Origin of the sequence: Streptomyces sp. NPDC015130 (genome assembly GCF_043080005.1) — a bacterium.
GTDB lineage: Bacteria > Actinomycetota > Actinomycetes > Streptomycetales > Streptomycetaceae > Streptomyces.
On the sequence record NZ_JBIBVC010000002.1, the window covers coordinates 404,724 to 420,490 of the forward strand.

The following is a 15,767-nucleotide window of genomic DNA, read 5'->3' on the forward strand; positions in this document are numbered from 1 at the left end:
GCCCGGTCAACCCTCCGGACGCCCCTGCTGACCCCACAACGCAAGTTGTTACGAAAGGACTTGCGACACCCTGCCGGGCGGCTGCGCGGTGGAGCCGCGGACCACCAGCTCCGGCTGGAAGACGAACTCGGTGCGCTGCACCGGGTTTCCCTCGATCTCCTCCAGGAGCGCGCCGACCGCCGCCGTCGCCATCGCCTGCACCGGCTGGCGCACGGTGGAGAGCGGCGGGCTCGTGAAGGCGATGAGCGGCGAGTCGTCGAAGCCGACGACGGAGACGTCCCCGGGCACGTCGAGACCCTTGGCCCGGACCGCGCGGATCACGCCGAGCGCCATGAGGTCGGAGCCGCAGACGATGCCGGTGCAGCCCTCGCGGAGCAGGATGTCGGCCGCCGCGTGCCCTCCCTCGACGCCGAACAGCGTGGGCCTGATGAAGCGTTCGGCCTCGGCCCGCTCGATCCCGAGGAGCTCGTACAGCTCGGCGGTGAAGCCCTCGGCCTTGCGGCGCGAGGGCACGTACCGGGTGGGGCCGATGGCGAGCCCGATCCGCTCGTGGCCCAGCTCGACCAGGTGCCGCACGGCCATGCGGGCGGCGGCCCGGTCGTCCGGGGAGACGAAGTTGGCGTCGATGTGCTCGTTGTAGCCGTTGATGAGGACGTACGGCACGCCCCGGTCGCTCAGCCGGGCGTACCGCGCCGGGTCGGCGGAGGCGTCCGCGTGCAGCCCGGAGAGGAAGACGATGCCGGAGACCCCGCGCTCCACGAGCTGGTCGACGAGCTCGTCCTCGGTGGCGCCGCCGGGCATCTGCGTGCACAGCACCGGGGTGTAGCCGTGGCCGGCCAGGACCTGCTCGACGACCTGCGCGAACGCCGGGAAGATCGGGTTGGTGAGCTCGGGCACGACGAGCCCGACGAGGCCCGCGCTGCGGCGTTTGAGCCGTACGGGACGCTCGTAGCCGAGGACGTCGAGCGCGGCGAGCACCTTGTGCCGGGTCGCGCCGGCCACCCCCGCCTTGCCGTTGAGGACGCGGCTGACGGTGGCCTCGCTGACGCCGGACTGGGCCGCGATGTCCGCGAGCCGCGGGCCGCCGTTTCCGGCGCCCCGCGGCAGGGGGATCGTCACACCGCCCACCAGACGGTGGTGTCGGCGGGAATCTCCACCGTGTCCTCGTCGTCGACGGCGACGACTCGGATCTCCTCGTTGGCAAGGAGGAACCGGCCGGGCAGCGGGACGGAGATGGCCCGGCCGGTGGTGTTGGCGGTGCAGACGAAGCCGTCGCGGCGGAAGGAGAGCACACCCTCGGGTGCCTCCAGCCACTCGACGGTCTCGCCCGCACCGAGTTCGGGACGCTCGCGGCGCACGGCGAGCGCGCTGCGGTAGAGCTCCAGGGTGGAGCCGGGGTCGCCGGTCTGCGCCTCGACGCTCAGCACGCCCCAGGTCGTGGGCTGCGGCAGCCAGGAGCCGCCGTCGCCGAAGCCGTACGAGGAGCCCTCGGCGGTCCACGGGATCGGCACGCGGCAGCCGTCGCGGAAGCCGTCCTGGCCACTGGCCCGCCAGAAGGACGGGTCCTGGCGGACCTCGTCGGGCAGGTCGGTGACGTCGGGCAGGCCGAGCTCCTCGCCCTGGTAGACGTAGGCCGAGCCGGGCAGCGCCAGCATCAGCAGGGTCGCGGCGCGGGCCCGGCGCAGGCCGAGCTCGCGGTCGCCGGCCTCGCGGAGCTGGGTGCCGAGGCCCGCCGGGTTGGCGAAGCGGGTGGCGTGCCGGGTGACGTCGTGGTTGGACAGCACCCAGGTGGTGGGGGCGCCGACCGGGCGCATCGCGTCGAGCGAGGCGTCGATGACCGTACGGAGCTCCGCCGCGTCCCAGTGGGTGCCCAGGTACTGGAAGTTGAAGGCCTGGTGCATCTCGTCGGGGCGCACGTAGTTCGCGGTGCGGTCGACGGTCGGGGTCCAGGCCTCGGCGACGAGGACGCGCTCTCCGTCGTACTCGGCGAGGATCTGCCGCCAGCTGCGGTAGATCTCGTGGACGCCGTCCTGGTCGAAGAAGGGCATGACGTCGTTGCCGAGCAGCTTCAGCTGGTCGTGGGCGCCGATGTCGGGCAGCCCGGCGGCCTTGACGAGGCCGTGGGCGACGTCGACGCGGAAGCCGTCGACGCCCATGTCGAGCCAGAAGCGCAGGATGGAGCGGAACTCGTCGCGTACGGCCGGGTGCTCCCAGTTGAAGTCGGGCTGCTCCGGGGCGAAGAGGTGGAGGTACCACTCCCCCGGGGTGCCGTCCGCGTCCTCGGTGCGGGTCCAGGCCGGGCCGCCGAAGATGGACTCCCAGTCGTTCGGCGGCAGTTCCCCGTTCTCGCCCTTGCCGGGACGGAAGTGGTAGCGCTCGCGGAGCGGCGACCCCGGGCCCTCGCGCAGCGCCCGCTGGAACCACTCGTGCTGGTCGGAGGAGTGGTTGGGGACGAGGTCGACGATGATCCTCAGGCCCAGGTCGTGGGCCTCGCGGATCAGGGCGTCGGCGTCGAGGAGGGAGCCGAACATCGGGTCGATGGCGCGGTAGTCGGCGACGTCGTAGCCCGCGTCGGCCTGCGGCGAGGCGTAGAACGGGGAGAGCCAGACGGCGTCGACGCCGAGGTCCTTGAGGTACGGCAGCCGGCTGCGGACACCCTCCAGGTCGCCCATGCCGTCGCCGTTGCCGTCGGCGAAGCTGCGCGGGTAGACCTGGTAGATCACCGCTTCTCTCCACCAGCCCGTGTGCGTGCCGGTGGTGGGGGCGTCGGCCGGGGTGGCGAGATGCTGGGTCATGTCTTCCCTGGGAGGTAAGGAGGTGCGTTCGGGCGGGGTGCTCAGGGCCGTCAGCCCTTGACGGCGCCGGCGGACATGCCGGTCACGAGGTGCCGCTGGGCGAAGAGGAACACCAGGGCGGCGGGGACGGCGATGAGCACGGAGGCCGCGGCCATCGGGCCCCACTGGGCGCCGTACTGGTTGACGAACTTCTGGAGTCCGCCGGCGAGCGTGAGGTTCTCGTCGCCGACCATGAAGGCGGAGGCGTAGGCGACCTCGCCCCAGGCGGTGATGAAGGAGTAGAACGCGGTCACCGCGATGCCCGGCTTGGCGAGCGGCAGGATGAGCCGCCAGAAGGTGCCGAACGGGGTGAGTCCGTCGACGTAGCCGGACTCGTCGATCTCGCGCGGGATGGTGTCGAAGAAGCCCTTCATCATCCAGGCGCAGAACGGGACGGCGATGGTCAGGTACGTGATGACCAGGCCGACCGGCTGGTTGAGCAGGCCCATCGACGACATGATGTTGTAGATCGGCACGATGAGGACGGCGACCGGGAACATCTGCGTGATGAGCAGGGTCCACATCAGTCCGCGCTTGCCGGGGAAGCGGAAGCGGCTGACGGCGTAGCCCGTGGTGGCGGAGATGAAGACGCCGACGACGGTGGTGAGGGCGGCGACGAGCAGCGAGTTGCCGAACCAGGTGAGGAACGGGGTGTCCTTCAGGAGGTTCGTGTAGTTCTCGAGCGTCGTCTCCTTGACGAAGTCCGTCGTGATCGCGAACTCGGCGGGCTTCAGGGAGGTCAGGAGCACCCACAGCACCGGGAAGACCGCGATCACGGAGGCCGTGATCAGCGTGAGGTGCAGGGCGACCGAGGCCAGCGGCGAGCGGCGGCCGCGGATCGGGGCGTTGACCGGTGCCTGGGGCGTGGCGCGGTGCGTGCCACGGGCGGTGGGGGTCGTGGTCGTGGTCGTCACCAGACTTCTCCCTGCTTGCGGAGGACTCGCCGGTAGACCGCGGCGAAGAGCATCAGGAGCACCAGGATCAGGACGCCCCAGGTGGACGACTGGGCGAAGTCCCGCGGGCTGACCTCGAAGGAGAACTTGTACGCCTGGGTGACGAGGATCTGGGTGGCCTCGCCGGGACCGCCCCGGGTGAGCAGGAAGATCACCGGGAACATGTTGAAGGTCCAGATGGTGGAGAGCAGGATCACCGTCGTCGACACCGAGCGGAGCCCGGGCATCGTGATGTGCCGGAAGCGCTGCCAGGCGTTGGCGCCGTCCATCTCGGCGGCCTCGTACATCTCGCTCGGGATGGACTGGAGCCCGCCGAGGAGGGCGACCATCATGAACGGGACGCCGAGCCAGACGTTGACGAGGATGACCGAGAACTTGGCCCACGTCGGGTCGTTCAGCCACGGGACCGCGTCGATGCCGCCGCCCGCGAGGAGCTTGTTGAGCAGGCCGTTGTCCTGGTTGTAGAGGAAGCGCCAGGCGAAGACGGAGACGAAGCCGGGCACCGCCCACGGCAGGATCAGCATCAGGCGGTAGGCGGAGCGGCCGGCGATCTTGCGGTTGAGGATGTTGGCGAGGGCGAGACCGAGGGCGAAGGTCAGCGCGACGCAGGACACCGTCCACACCAGCGTCCAGCCGAGGGTGGCGAGGAACTGGCTGCCCGTCAGCGCCTCGGTGTAGTTGTCCAGGCCGACGAACTCGTAGGTGGCCGGGATCTCGTTGACACCGATCGACCGCGCGACGTTCCGCTCGTTGGCGTCCGTCAGCGACAGGTAGATGCCGCGGATCAGCGGGTAGCCGATGATCACGGCGATCACCACGATCACCGGGGCGACCATCGCCCAGGCGTACCAGTGGGTGGAGAGTGAGCGCTTCGCCGCGCCCCGCGGCTTACCAGTCCCGCGGCTCCGGCCGCGGGCGACACTGTCGCCCGCGGCCTTCGCCACCGACTGGCTGGGGGTGTCCACAGCCATCAGCCGGCCTGCCTTCCTTCCTCTTCCTGCGTCTTTCCTGCGTTTTCCTGCTACTTCCAGTCCTTCAGGAGCTTGCGGTAGGCGTCACCCGTCGCCTTGGCGCCCGCGTCCGGGGAGGTCTGGCCGGTGAGGACCTTGGTGTACTCGGTGACGAGCGGCGCGAAGAGGCTGCCGGTCTCCGGGATCCAGGGGCGCTCGACGGCCTTGTCGACGACCGGCTTGAAGAACGTGATCATCTCGTTGGTCGCGACGTCCGACTTGATGTAGACGGACTGGCGGGTCGGGAGGAGGCTGAGCTCCTTGGCGACCGTGGCCTGCGTCTCGGCCGAGGTCATGTACTCGGCGAAGGCGTAGGAGGCGTCCAGGTTCTTGGAGCCGGCGTAGACGGCGAGGTTGTGGCCGCCCTGCGGGGCGCCCTGACCGGCGGAGCCGGCCGGGACCGGGGCGATGCCCAGGTTCGCCTTGTCCTTGAACTCCTTGCCGGCGTAGGTGTCGGCGACGGCCCACGGGCCGTTGATCATCATGGCGACCTTGCCGTCCTTGAAGGCCGTCTGCATGTTGTTCCAGCCGTCGGTGGCGTCGGTCTTGGCGGCGCCGGAGTCGACGAGGTCCTTGACGACCTTGAAGCCCTTCACGCCGGCGGTGTTGTCGACGGTGACGGTCTTCTTCTCGGCGTCGACGAGGTCGCCGCCCTCGCCGTAGAGGAAGGAGAGGAACCAGTAGGCGTCGTCGCCGCGCAGGTAGAGGCCGGGCTTGCCGGTCTTCTGCTTGATCTTGGCGGAGACGGTCTTCAGCTCGTCGATGGTCTTGGGGACCTCGACGCCGGCCTCCTTGAAGATCTTCTTGTTGTAGAAGATGCCCATGGAGTCGATGACCTGCGGGACGCCGTAGGTCTTGCCCTTGTACTGGGTCGAGGCGGCGGCCTGCTTGAGGAAGTCCTCGGAGTCCTTGAGGGCCGTGGTGCCGTCCAGCGGGGCCAGGTAGCCCAGGTCCGCGAACTCGGGGGTCCAGGCGACCTCGGAGCGGATGACGTCGGGCGCGCCGGAGCCGGACTGGGCGGCGTTCTTGAACTTGTTCTGCGCCTCACCGAAGGGCACGTTCACATACTTGACGGTGACCTTGGGGTGCTTCTTCTTGAAGTCCTCGGCGACCTTCTTGAAGACCTTGTCCTCGGAGCCGACCGTGGACGTGTCCCACCAGGTCACGGTGCCCGAGAGCTCGCCGGAGCCCTTCGCGCCGCCGCCGCCGTTCGAACCGCTGTCACTACCGCACGCCGCCAGGGTCACGCCCAGGGCCGCGACCAGCGCGGTGGCCGCTATGCCACGCCGCATGTGAACTCCTTCAGTGATCCCGGGGAGACGAGGGGCTGGAACCTTCCTCATTGCGACCGCTCCCTCGCGGCGCTCCGGGTTGGCAGGAACGTAACAGGGATGAAAACGAGCCGAAAGAGCTTGCGTGAAATTTCTGCAAGACCCGGGGATCGTTACATCCGCGTGTCCCTAAGGTGTCCGAAGGGCTGGTTGACAGGGGCCGGAGCAGGCCACTTCCGGACAGAACGACCTCAGGAGTACCCACTGGCCCCACCCGGTTCCTCTCGCAAGCCCTGCAAGACCTTGCGAAAACGAGCGGAATCTCATGGAAGCTTGCCGAATCCGCTCCTACGGGCGTTCGGTGGGCAATACGCGCTGTGACCGGTACAGTCCATCCTCATGACCGCGCGGCTTGCCGACATCGCAACCCAGGCGGGGGTCAGTGAAGCCACAGTCAGCCGCGTGCTCAACGGCAAGCCCGGTGTGGCCACCGCCACCCGCGAGTCCGTGCTTGCCGCACTGGACGTGCTCGGCTACGAGCGGCCCGTACGACTGCGTCAGCGCAGTGCCGGGCTCGTCGGCCTCATCACCCCCGAGCTGGACAACCCGATCTTCCCCGCGCTCGCGCAGGTCATCGGGCAGGCCCTGACCCGGCAGGGGTACACGCCGGTCCTCGCCACCCAGACCCCCGGCGGGTCCACCGAGGACGAGCTCACCGACATGCTGGTGGAGCGCGGTGTCTCCGGCATCATCTTCGTCTCCGGACTGCACGCCGACACCACCGCCGACATGACGCGCTACGACCAGCTGCGCGGCAAGGGCGTCCCGTACGTCCTCCTCAACGGCTTCTCCCCCAAGGTCCAGGCGCCCTTCGTGTCGCCCGACGACCGGGCGGCGATGCGGCTCGCGGTGACGCACCTGGCCGCGCTCGGCCACACCCGGATCGGGCTCGCCGTGGGTCCCAAGCGGTTCGTGCCGGTGCTGCGCAAGATCGAGGGCTTCCAGAAGGGCATGGAGGAGCGGCTCGGCCTCGCCCCGGAGGAGTCCGAGGAGCTGATCCAGCACTCCCTGTACACCCTGGAGGGCGGGCAGGCGGCGGCCGGCGCGCTGATCTCCCGGGGCTGCACCGCGGTCGTGTGCGCGAGCGACATGATGGCGCTCGGCGCGATCCGGGCGGCCCGGCAGCAGGGGCTGGACGTGCCGCGTGACGTCTCCGTCGTAGGTTTCGACGACTCCCCGCTCATAGCGTTCACGGACCCGCCGCTGACCACCATCCGCCAGCCCGTGCAGGCGATGGGACAGGCCGCGGTCCGCGCGCTGCTCGAAGAGGTCGGGGGCACCCCGGCACCGCACTCCGAGTTCGTCTTCATGCCTGAGCTGGTCGTTCGCGGATCGACCGCCTCGGCCCCGTCCCCCTCCTGACGGAGGCGGCCCGCGGCCGGGGGTCATTCCTGAGGGGGACCGGGTGCGACCGGAACCCGACCGGGGGATGATCGGTCGAGGGGGCGGGATCTGGCAAACTCTCTGCCTATGGGTGAAACGACCGTGAAGAGTTTGGACGACCGGACGACCCCGTCGCCACCCATCGTGGCCGACGGCAGGTTCGCGCGCCTGCGTGCCCGCGTGCCGCGGCGCCCCACGATCTGGTTCGAGATCGCGCTCATCGCGGTGAGTTACTGGGTCTACTCGCTGATCCGCAACGCGGTGCCGGAGCAGAAGGCCCAGGCCCTGCAGAACGCCGACTGGATCCTGCGCGCCGAGGAGTCCCTCGGCCTCGCCTTCGAGCACGCCGTCAACCACGCCGTGAACTCGGTGACGTGGCTGATCGTCTCGATGAACTACTACTACGCGACGCTGCACTTCGTCGTGACCATCGGTGTGCTCGTGTGGCTGTACCGATGGCAGCCGGGCCGTTACGCGGCGTTCCGCACGGTCCTGTTCGCCACCACCGGTGTGGCACTGGTCGGTTACTACCTGTACCCGCTCGCGCCGCCGCGGCTCATGACCGGCCAGGGCTTCATCGACACGGTCCTCGTCCACGAGACCTGGGGCTCGATGGCCTCGGGCAACCTGAAGCACGTGTCGAACCAGTACGCGGCCATGCCGTCGATGCACATCGGCTGGTCGCTCTGGTGCGGTGTGACGATCTTCCTCCTGGCCAAGGCGCCCTGGGCGAAGATCCTGGGCCTGCTCTACCCGACGGTGACGCTCGTCGTGATCGTCGCGACCGCCAACCACTTCTGGCTGGACGCGGTCGGCGGCGTGATCTGCCTGGCCTTCGGCTTCCTGGTCTCGTACTTCTGGTACGGCTCCCGGCCGCACCGCCTGCCCAAGCTGGTGGAACCCGCCGTGACCGTGGCCCGGGGCGGTCCGCGCCCCGCGGCGCAGGACGCGGAGCCCGGGGGGCGCGGGGCGGGCGAGGACGCGGACGCGGAGCGTCCGGTCGGTACCCGCGGCTAGCCCTCACGGGCCGTTCGTCCACCGAGCCCTCCCGCACGCGCGGGAGGGCTCTTCCGTGTCTCCTGCGGCAGCCCCTACGCCCCGTAGAAGAGCTCCTCGACGACGGCCCGGGCGCGGCGCGTGATGCGGCGGTAGTCGTCGACCATCTCGCCGACGTGGCCGGACTCGTAACCCAGGTACCGGCCGACCGCGGCGAGCTCGCGCGGGTCCGAGGGGAAGGTGTCGCCGGGGCGGCCGCGGACCAGCATCACCGCGTTGCGGACGCGGGTGGCGAGGACCCAGGCCTCGTCGAGGGTCTGCGCCTCCTCCGTGGGGATCAAGCCCGCCGCGTGCGCCGCCCGGAGGGCCTCGCGGGTCCGGGGCGTCCGCAGCCCCGGCTCCACCCAGCCGTGCCGCATCTGGATCAGCTGGACCGTCCACTCGACGTCGCTCAGTCCGCCGCGCCCCAGCTTGGCGTGGAGCGTCGGGTCGGCGCCGCGGGGCAGCCGCTCCGACTCCATCCGGGCCTTGAGGCGGCGGATCTCGCGGACCGCCTCCTCGCCGAGGCCCTCGGCGGGGTAGCGCAGCGGGTCGACGAGCTCGACGAACCGCTCGGCCAGGTCCTGGTCGCCGGCCATGGGCTCGGCCCGCAGCAGCGCCTGGCTCTCCCAGACGAGCGACCAGCGGCGGTAGTACGCCTCGTACGACTTCAGGGTGCGGACCAGCGGGCCGCTCTTGCCCTCGGGCCGCAGGTCCGCGTCGATGAGCAGAGGCGGGTCGGCCGTAGGGAGCTGGAGCAGCCTCCGCATCTCGGCGACCACCCGGTTCGCGGCCTTGGCCGCCTCCTGCTCGTCGACGCCCTCGCGCGGCTCGTGCACGAACAGCACGTCGGCGTCGGAGCCGTAGCCCAGCTCGTGGCCGCCGAAGCGGCCCATGCCGATGACCGCGAAGCGGGTCGGCAGCTCGTCGCCCCACTCGGCTCGGACGGCGGCCCGCAGGGCGCCGGCGATCGTCGCCGCGTTGAGGTCGGTGACGGCCTCGCCCACCCGGTCGACGAGGGCGCCGGGGTCGGGCTCGCGGGGGTTGTCCTCGGTGCCGTACGAGCCGATGAGATCGGCCGCCGCGGTACGGAACAGCTCCCTGCGGCGGACCCCTCGGGCCGCCGCGACGGCCTGCTCGGCGTCGTCCGCGCGGCCCACCGCCGCCAGGACCTCCTGCTCCAGGTGGTCCCGGCCGCGCGGCTTCAGGCCCTCCGGGTCGCCGAGGATCGCGACCGCCTCGGGGGCGCGCAGCAGCAGGTCGGGGGCGAGGCGGCCGGCGGAGAGCACCCGGGCGAGGTTCTCGGCGGCGGCGCCCTCGTCGCGCAGGAGCCGGAGGTACCAGGGGGTCTTGCCGAGGGCGTCCGAGACCTTGCGGAAGCCGAGGAGGCCGGCGTCCGGGTCGGCGGAGTCGGCGAACCAGCCGAGCAGCACGGGGAGCAGCGTCCGCTGGATCGCGGCCTTGCGGCTCACGCCGGAGGCGAGCGCCTCCAGGTGGCGCAGGGCGGCGGCCGGGTCCTGGTAGCCGAGGGCTTCGAGGCGCTGTCCGGCGGCCTTCGGGCTGAGCCGGATCTCGCCGGGGGCGAGCTGGGCGACCGCGTCGAGGAGCGGCCGGTAGAAGAGCTTCTCGTGGAGGCGGCGGACGACGGACGCGTGCCGCTTCCACTCCTTGTTGAGGTCGACGACGGGGTCGGTGCGCAGGCCGAGGGAGCGGCCGAGGCGGCGCAGGTCGGCCTCGTCCTCGGGGACGAGGTGGGTACGGCGCAGCCGGTACAGCTGGATGCGGTGCTCCATGGCCCGCAGGAAGCGGTACGCCTCGTCGAGCTGGGCCGCGTCCGCCCGCCCGATGTAGCCGCCGGAGGCGAGCGCGGCGAGCGCGTCCAGGGTCTTGCCGCTGTGCAGCGTGGCGTCGCTGCGGCCGTGGACGAGCTGGAGGAGCTGGACGGCGAACTCGACGTCGCGGAGGCCGCCGGGGCCGAGCTTGAGCTCGCGCTCGACCTGGGCGGCGGGGATGTTGTCGACGACCCGGCGGCGCATCTTCTGCACGTCGGGGACGAAGTTCTCGCGCTCGGCGGCCTGCCAGACGAGCGGGGAGACGGCGTCGATGTACTGGGCGCCGAGGTCCGGGTCGCCGGCGACCGCCCGGGCCTTCAGGAGGGCCTGGAACTCCCAGGTCTTCGCCCAGCGCTGGTAGTAGGCGAGGTGGGAGGAGAGGGTGCGGACGAGGGGGCCGTTGCGGCCCTCGGGGCGGAGGTTGGCGTCGACCGGCCAGATGGTGCCCTCGACGGTGGTCTCGGAGCAGATCCGCATGAGGTGCGAGGCGAGCCGGGTGGCGGCCTGGAGGGCCTTGCCCTCGTCGGCGCCCTCGACGGGCTCCCCCACGAAGATCACGTCCACGTCGGAGACGTAGTTGAGCTCGTGGCCGCCGCACTTGCCCATCGCGATCACGGCGAGCCGGCACTGGGCGGCGTCGGCGGGCTCGGCGGTGCGGGCGATGGCGAGCGCGGCGCGCAGGGTCGCCGTCGCCAGGTCGGCGAGCTCGGCGGCCGCCTGGGCGACGTCGGTGGTGCCGCACACGTCCCGGGCCGCTATGGCGAGCAGGCAGCGGCGGTAGGCGACCCGCAGCGAGACGGCGTCGGTGGCCTCGGCGAGGCCCCGCTCGAACTCGGCGACGCCCGGGTGCAGGTCGGCCGCCTCGTACGTGACGAGGGACTCCCAGTCGCGGGGGTGGCGGGCCAGGTGGTCGGCGAGCGCCTCGGAGGCGCCGAGCACCCCGAGGAGCCGGTCCCGGAAGGGCTTGGCGGAGAGCAGGGTGGCGGTGAGGGTCTGCCGCTCGGTCTCGGGCTGGGCCTCGACGAGCCGGACCAGGCCGCGGAGGGCGAGGTCGGGGTCGGCCGTGGCGCCGAGGGCGTCCAGGAGGACGGCGTCGCCGCGCAGGGCGGACAGCTCGGGGACGTCGAGGAGGCGCTCGGCTCCCGAGGGGTCGGTGAATCCGTGTCGCAGCAGACGGGAGAATGTACTGCTCCTGCGCCCCGGCACCGTCATCCGACCGCTCCCTCCAAGAAGGTCCAACCCGGTTCTCCCACGGTCGGGTCCGGGAGTTCGAGCCTATCCGGATCGGGGGGCCCGGGCGTCCAGGCCTTCGGATCGAAGCGGATCACACGTGACATCTCGCACATCGGTCGCTTTTCGGGCCCGATGAACCGTATTCCTTGAAAGTCCGTCTTGTTGTCCGTGCGCACCCGCACGCATGCCCGCCCCGCCGTCCACCCCTCCGGCCGTCCCGTCCGCCCTCCTGTGAAAGTGCGCCGCCACCGATGCCCGTCCGTCTCCCCCGCCGCCCCGCCGCCCTCTCCCGTCGCGGGAGTTCCCGCCGCAGGGTCGTCACGACGGCCGTGACGACCGTCCTGGTCGGCGGCACGTTCGCGAGCCTGCTGTCGGTGACGACGGCGCCGGACTCCTCGGCGGCCCCGTCGGTTCCGGCTCCGGTGCCCTCGCGGGCACCGGCCGAGGCGCCGGTGAAGGTCCGCGGCGTCGAGGCGCCGAAGGCCGTCGACGGCGCGTCCGTGGTGCAGTTCGTGGCGCACCCCGACGACGACCTGTTCTTCATGAACCCGGACACGTCCCAGTCCATCCACTCCGGCAACCCGCTGACCTCCGTCTACCTGACCTCGGGCGAGTCCGACGGCGTGAACGCGCGTCCGCGCGACGCCGCCGGGGCGCAGCCCGACAAGGCGGGGTACGCCGAGGCCCGGCAGAACGGCATCCGCGCCGCGTACGCCGAGATGGCGACCGGCAGCCGGATCAGCCCCTGGGACCGGATCGCGATACCCACCGCCGGCGGCGCGACCGCCGAGCTGGACGTCCTGCGGGCGAAGCCGCACGTGAAGCTGGTGTGGCTGCAGCTGCGCGAGGCCGGGGCGACCAACGGCGACCGCCCCCAGAGCCTCAACGGCCTGTGGCACGGCCGGATCTCCGCGCTCGGCTCCCAGCGCTCCTCCGGCACCCCGGTCGCGGCGGACTTCACGTACACCAAGGAGCAGGTCGTCGCGACGGTGACCGGGATCCTGGAGCGTTTCCGGCCCACCTTCGTACGGATGCAGGACCCGACCTCGGGCAAGGTCGCCGGCAGCGACCGCTACCAGGACCACCAGGACCACCTGTTCGGGGCGCGGTTCGTGCAGGCCGCGCTCGCCCGGTACGCGGAGATACCCGGGCACCCGCACGTCGGTGTGCAGAACTACCTCGGCTACCCGACCAGCGTCCTGCCGCACACCCTCGACCCCGAGACCGCGGACGCGAAGCTGAAGACGCTGAAGACGTACGCGTGGATGGACGGCGTCAACGACTGCGGGACGATCTCGGGCTGCGGCGACCTGAAGGTCGCCGCGCGGCCCGCCGGCCGGGGCTGGGCGCAGACGATCCGGTACGCCCGGGGCACCTCCACCTCCTGGGTGCAGCGCGACCGGGACGGCGGGCTGCACGCCTTCTCCGTCCTCGACGGGCGCCTCGCGACCTGGCGCAAGGCGACGGACGCGGCGGCGTGGCGGGGACCGGTGCTGCTGCCCGGCGGCGGCCTGGACAGCGGGGTCACCTCCGCCCTGCTGCCGGACGGCCGGCTGGCCGTCTTCGGGACCCGGACGACGGTGGGCGCCGGCCCGGCGGACTACCGGCGCGAGGTGGTGACGGCCGAGCAGGACGCGGCGGGCGGCGGCTTCGGACCGTGGCGCTCGCTCGGCACGCCCGAGCGGGACGACGCCCAGGGCACCTCCGACATCAGCGCGCCCGCCGTGACCGTGGGCCTCGACGGCCGGACGACCCTGGTCCTGCGCGACAGCGGTCACATGCTCGCGGCGCGCGAGCGGGGCACGGACGGCGTGTGGGGTCCGTGGCGGACGCTCGGCGGCGCCGACGTGCACGGCGACCCGGTGGCGGCGACCGACGCGACGGGCCGCGGCTACGTCTTCGCGAGCACCCCGAACACCGTCCTGGCGTGGGCGGCCCAGCGCCCCGGCGGTCCGCTGACGGGTCCGGTGCGTACGGGTCTGCCGCCGACGACGCTGGCGCTCAGCGCGAGCCCGGCGCCGGGCGGCGAGGGCGTACGGCTCTGGTTCCGCAAGCCGGCCTCCAACGACCTGCGGAGCGCCGACTTCACGGGCGTGGGGCTGATGTCTCCGATGCGGGAGCTGGCGGGCGGCGTGGCGGGCTTCGGCCCGGTCAGCGGGGCGATGGGCGGGTCCACCGGCGGTTCGGTGGGCGGGTCGAAGGGCAGTGCCTCGGTGGGCGGCGACGGCATGCTCGCGGTCCGCTCGCGTACGGGCGTCCTGGCGACGGCGCCGCTGGCCCGCGGCGCGACGCGGCCGATCTGGCGGCTGGAGCGGTTCCTGTTCTCGGGGGCGCCGGACGCGGGGACGGACGGGGTCGCGGCGATCGGTCTGGACGGCAGGCTGCACTGGACGCCGGCCGACCGATGAGTTCCGGGGGCCGGACCGGTCCCTCCTGTGTGGACCCTGCCGTGGGGCCACACAGAGAGGACGGCCGACCATGCACCCGCACACGGAACCGAGCCCGGAGACCACGCTCGACACCCGCTACAGCGACCCGAAGGCGACCCCGCTGCCCTGGTCCGAGGCGGCCGCGCGGCTCGCGGCGGCCGAGGTCTTCTGGCTGACGACGGTCCGCCCGGACGGGCGCCCGCACGTCACTCCGCTGATCGCCGTCTGGTCGGCGGGGGCCCTGCACTTCTGCACGGGTCCGGACGAGCGGAAGGCCCGCAACCTCGCGGAGAACCCGTCGGTGGTCCTCACCACCGGCTCCGGTGTCCTCGACGAGGGCGTCGACCTGGTGGTCGAGGGCGCGGCGGCGCGGGTGAAGGACGAGGAGCGGCTGCGGGCGCTCGCGGAGGCGTACGTGGAGAAGTACGGCGCGGACTGGCGGTTCGACGTGCGGGACGGGGCGTTCGTGGGCGACGGTGGTACGGCCCTGGTGTTCGCGGTCGTGCCTCGTACGGTCTTCGGCTTCGCCAAGGGCGAGCCGTTCGGCCAGACCCGCTGGCGTTTCTGAGGAGTGCGGAGGAGCAGTCGTGAACTGGACACTGGAGGTCGTCCCCGTCCCCGTGACCGACATGGACCGGGCGAAGGAGTTCTACGGCGACAGGTGCGGCTTCAAGATCGACCTGGACGACGAGGTGGCGCCCGGCACACGGATCATCCAGGCGACGCCGCCGGGCTCGCGCTGCTCGATCGCCCTGCTGAGCGGCATGCCGACGATGCCGGGCGCGAAGGTGATGTCCCCCGGCACGCTGCACGGCCTCCAGCTCTGTGTCACGGACATCGAGGCGGCGCGGGAGGAACTGGTCGGCCGGGGCGTCGAGGTCTCCCCCGTGATGCACGTCGGCGCGACCGGCTGGGAGGACGGCAAGGGCGGGACCTGGAACTCGTTCATGACCTTCGAGGACCCGGACGGCAACGGCTGGGTCGCGCAGGAGGCCCCGTCGGAACTGTCGGAACGCTGAGCCGGTTCGGCGCGGCCGGGGCCCGGCGGCACTGTGACCGCCGGGCGCCGTGACGGCAGGGCCTGTGCCCTGCATCGCCGAGGCCGCCGGGCGCCGAGGCCTCTAGGGCGTGTTGCGAAAGTCCCGCCTGCCCGACGGCGTCTGGCGCTACTTTCGCAACACGCCCTAGAACCCCAGGTAGAAGTGGCGCAGCGTGTCGTCCTCGGCGATGCAGGGCATCCCGGCGGCCTCCATGACGCGGTGGGAGTCGGGGTTGGTGATGTCGGCGTCCCCCTTGACCCCGGAGGCCCCGCCCCGCCGGGCCACCTCGATGAGCGCGCGCAGGGCCTCGGAGGCGTACCCCTTGCCGCGCGCCCCGGGCGCGAGCCCGTACCCGACGGTCGCGACGCCCAGCTCGTCCGGCGGCCCGTGGAAGCCGATGCCCCCGACGACGACCCCGTCGAGCCGTATCTCGTAGTGCCGGAACACCCCCGGGTCGCCCCTCTCGGCGACCCCCCGGAGGAACCCGGTGAGCGCCCGGACATCCCCGTCCCGGGGGTACCCCTCTGCCCACACGTCCCCGGCCCCGGGCTCCTGGGCGACGACACGCTCGGCGGCGTCCACGGTCATCGGATACAACACGAGCCGCTCGGTGGCGACTGAACTGATCTTCACCGACGCAGTCTGATCCGTGCCCACCCCCGCGGCAACGCATTTCATTCCGGGACC

12 protein-coding genes are annotated in these 15,767 nt (G+C 71.9%); 5 read left to right on the forward strand and 7 right to left on the reverse strand.

Going from position 1 to position 15,767, the window contains the following annotated elements; translation table 11 throughout:
- Positions 1–48 precede the first annotated feature (48 nt).
- The 5 genes from ACF08F_RS05130 to ACF08F_RS05150 are packed head-to-tail and all read right to left on the reverse strand — an operon-like array spanning position 49 to position 6,089.
- Positions 49–1,128: a LacI family DNA-binding transcriptional regulator gene (locus ACF08F_RS05130; protein WP_392297103.1), complete on the reverse strand. Its 1,080-nt coding sequence runs from the start codon at positions 1,126–1,128 to the stop codon at positions 49–51.
- On the reverse strand, positions 1,116–2,795 hold the full coding sequence (locus ACF08F_RS05135; protein WP_392297104.1) for a glycoside hydrolase family 13 protein: 1,680 nt from the start codon (positions 2,793–2,795) through the stop codon (positions 1,116–1,118). The genes ACF08F_RS05130 and ACF08F_RS05135 overlap by 13 nt, the downstream gene beginning before the upstream one ends.
- 50 nt (positions 2,796–2,845) lie before the next feature.
- On the reverse strand, positions 2,846–3,748 hold the full coding sequence (locus ACF08F_RS05140; protein ID WP_392297105.1) for a sugar ABC transporter permease: 903 nt from the start codon (positions 3,746–3,748) through the stop codon (positions 2,846–2,848).
- A complete protein-coding gene (locus tag ACF08F_RS05145) occupies positions 3,745–4,758 on the reverse strand; it encodes a carbohydrate ABC transporter permease (protein ID WP_392297106.1) in 1,014 nt (337 codons plus the stop codon). Before ACF08F_RS05145 ends, ACF08F_RS05140 begins: the two co-directional genes overlap by 4 nt.
- A gap of 50 nt (positions 4,759–4,808) precedes the next feature.
- A complete protein-coding gene (locus ACF08F_RS05150) occupies positions 4,809–6,089 on the reverse strand; it encodes an extracellular solute-binding protein (RefSeq protein WP_392297107.1) in 1,281 nt (426 codons plus the stop codon).
- Between the two features lie 378 nt (positions 6,090–6,467).
- On the opposite strand from ACF08F_RS05150, the gene ACF08F_RS05155 reads away from it, so the two are divergent.
- Both ACF08F_RS05155 and ACF08F_RS05160 read left to right on the forward strand, forming a co-directional pair.
- On the forward strand, positions 6,468–7,490 hold the full coding sequence (locus tag ACF08F_RS05155; RefSeq protein WP_392297108.1) for a LacI family DNA-binding transcriptional regulator: 1,023 nt from the start codon (positions 6,468–6,470) through the stop codon (positions 7,488–7,490).
- Between the two features lie 108 nt (positions 7,491–7,598).
- On the forward strand, positions 7,599–8,528 hold the full coding sequence (locus ACF08F_RS05160; protein WP_392297109.1) for a phosphatase PAP2 family protein: 930 nt from the start codon (positions 7,599–7,601) through the stop codon (positions 8,526–8,528).
- A gap of 74 nt (positions 8,529–8,602) precedes the next feature.
- On the opposite strand, the gene ACF08F_RS05165 is transcribed toward ACF08F_RS05160, so the two are convergent.
- Positions 8,603–11,590: a bifunctional [glutamine synthetase] adenylyltransferase/[glutamine synthetase]-adenylyl-L-tyrosine phosphorylase gene (locus ACF08F_RS05165; protein ID WP_392297110.1), complete on the reverse strand. Its 2,988-nt coding sequence runs from the start codon at positions 11,588–11,590 to the stop codon at positions 8,603–8,605.
- Between the two features lie 272 nt (positions 11,591–11,862).
- On the opposite strand from ACF08F_RS05165, the gene ACF08F_RS05170 reads away from it, so the two are divergent.
- From ACF08F_RS05170 to ACF08F_RS05180, 3 genes are all read left to right on the forward strand, one after another.
- Positions 11,863–14,019 carry a PIG-L family deacetylase gene (locus tag ACF08F_RS05170; RefSeq protein ID WP_392297111.1) on the forward strand — a complete coding sequence of 719 codons (2,157 nt, stop codon included), beginning with the start codon at positions 11,863–11,865 and terminating at the stop codon, positions 14,017–14,019.
- 70 nt (positions 14,020–14,089) lie between these two features.
- Positions 14,090–14,608 carry a pyridoxamine 5'-phosphate oxidase family protein gene (locus ACF08F_RS05175; RefSeq protein ID WP_392297112.1) on the forward strand — a complete coding sequence of 173 codons (519 nt, stop codon included), beginning with the start codon at positions 14,090–14,092 and terminating at the stop codon, positions 14,606–14,608.
- A 19-nt stretch (positions 14,609–14,627) separates the two neighbouring features.
- On the forward strand, positions 14,628–15,059 hold the full coding sequence (locus tag ACF08F_RS05180; RefSeq protein ID WP_392297113.1) for a VOC family protein: 432 nt from the start codon (positions 14,628–14,630) through the stop codon (positions 15,057–15,059).
- Positions 15,060–15,224: 165 nt separating this feature from the next.
- Here ACF08F_RS05180 and ACF08F_RS05185 read toward each other — a convergent pair whose 3' ends face one another.
- A complete protein-coding gene (locus ACF08F_RS05185; RefSeq protein WP_392297114.1) occupies positions 15,225–15,713 on the reverse strand; it encodes a GNAT family N-acetyltransferase in 489 nt (162 codons plus the stop codon).
- Between the last annotated feature and the right edge of the window lie 54 nt (positions 15,714–15,767).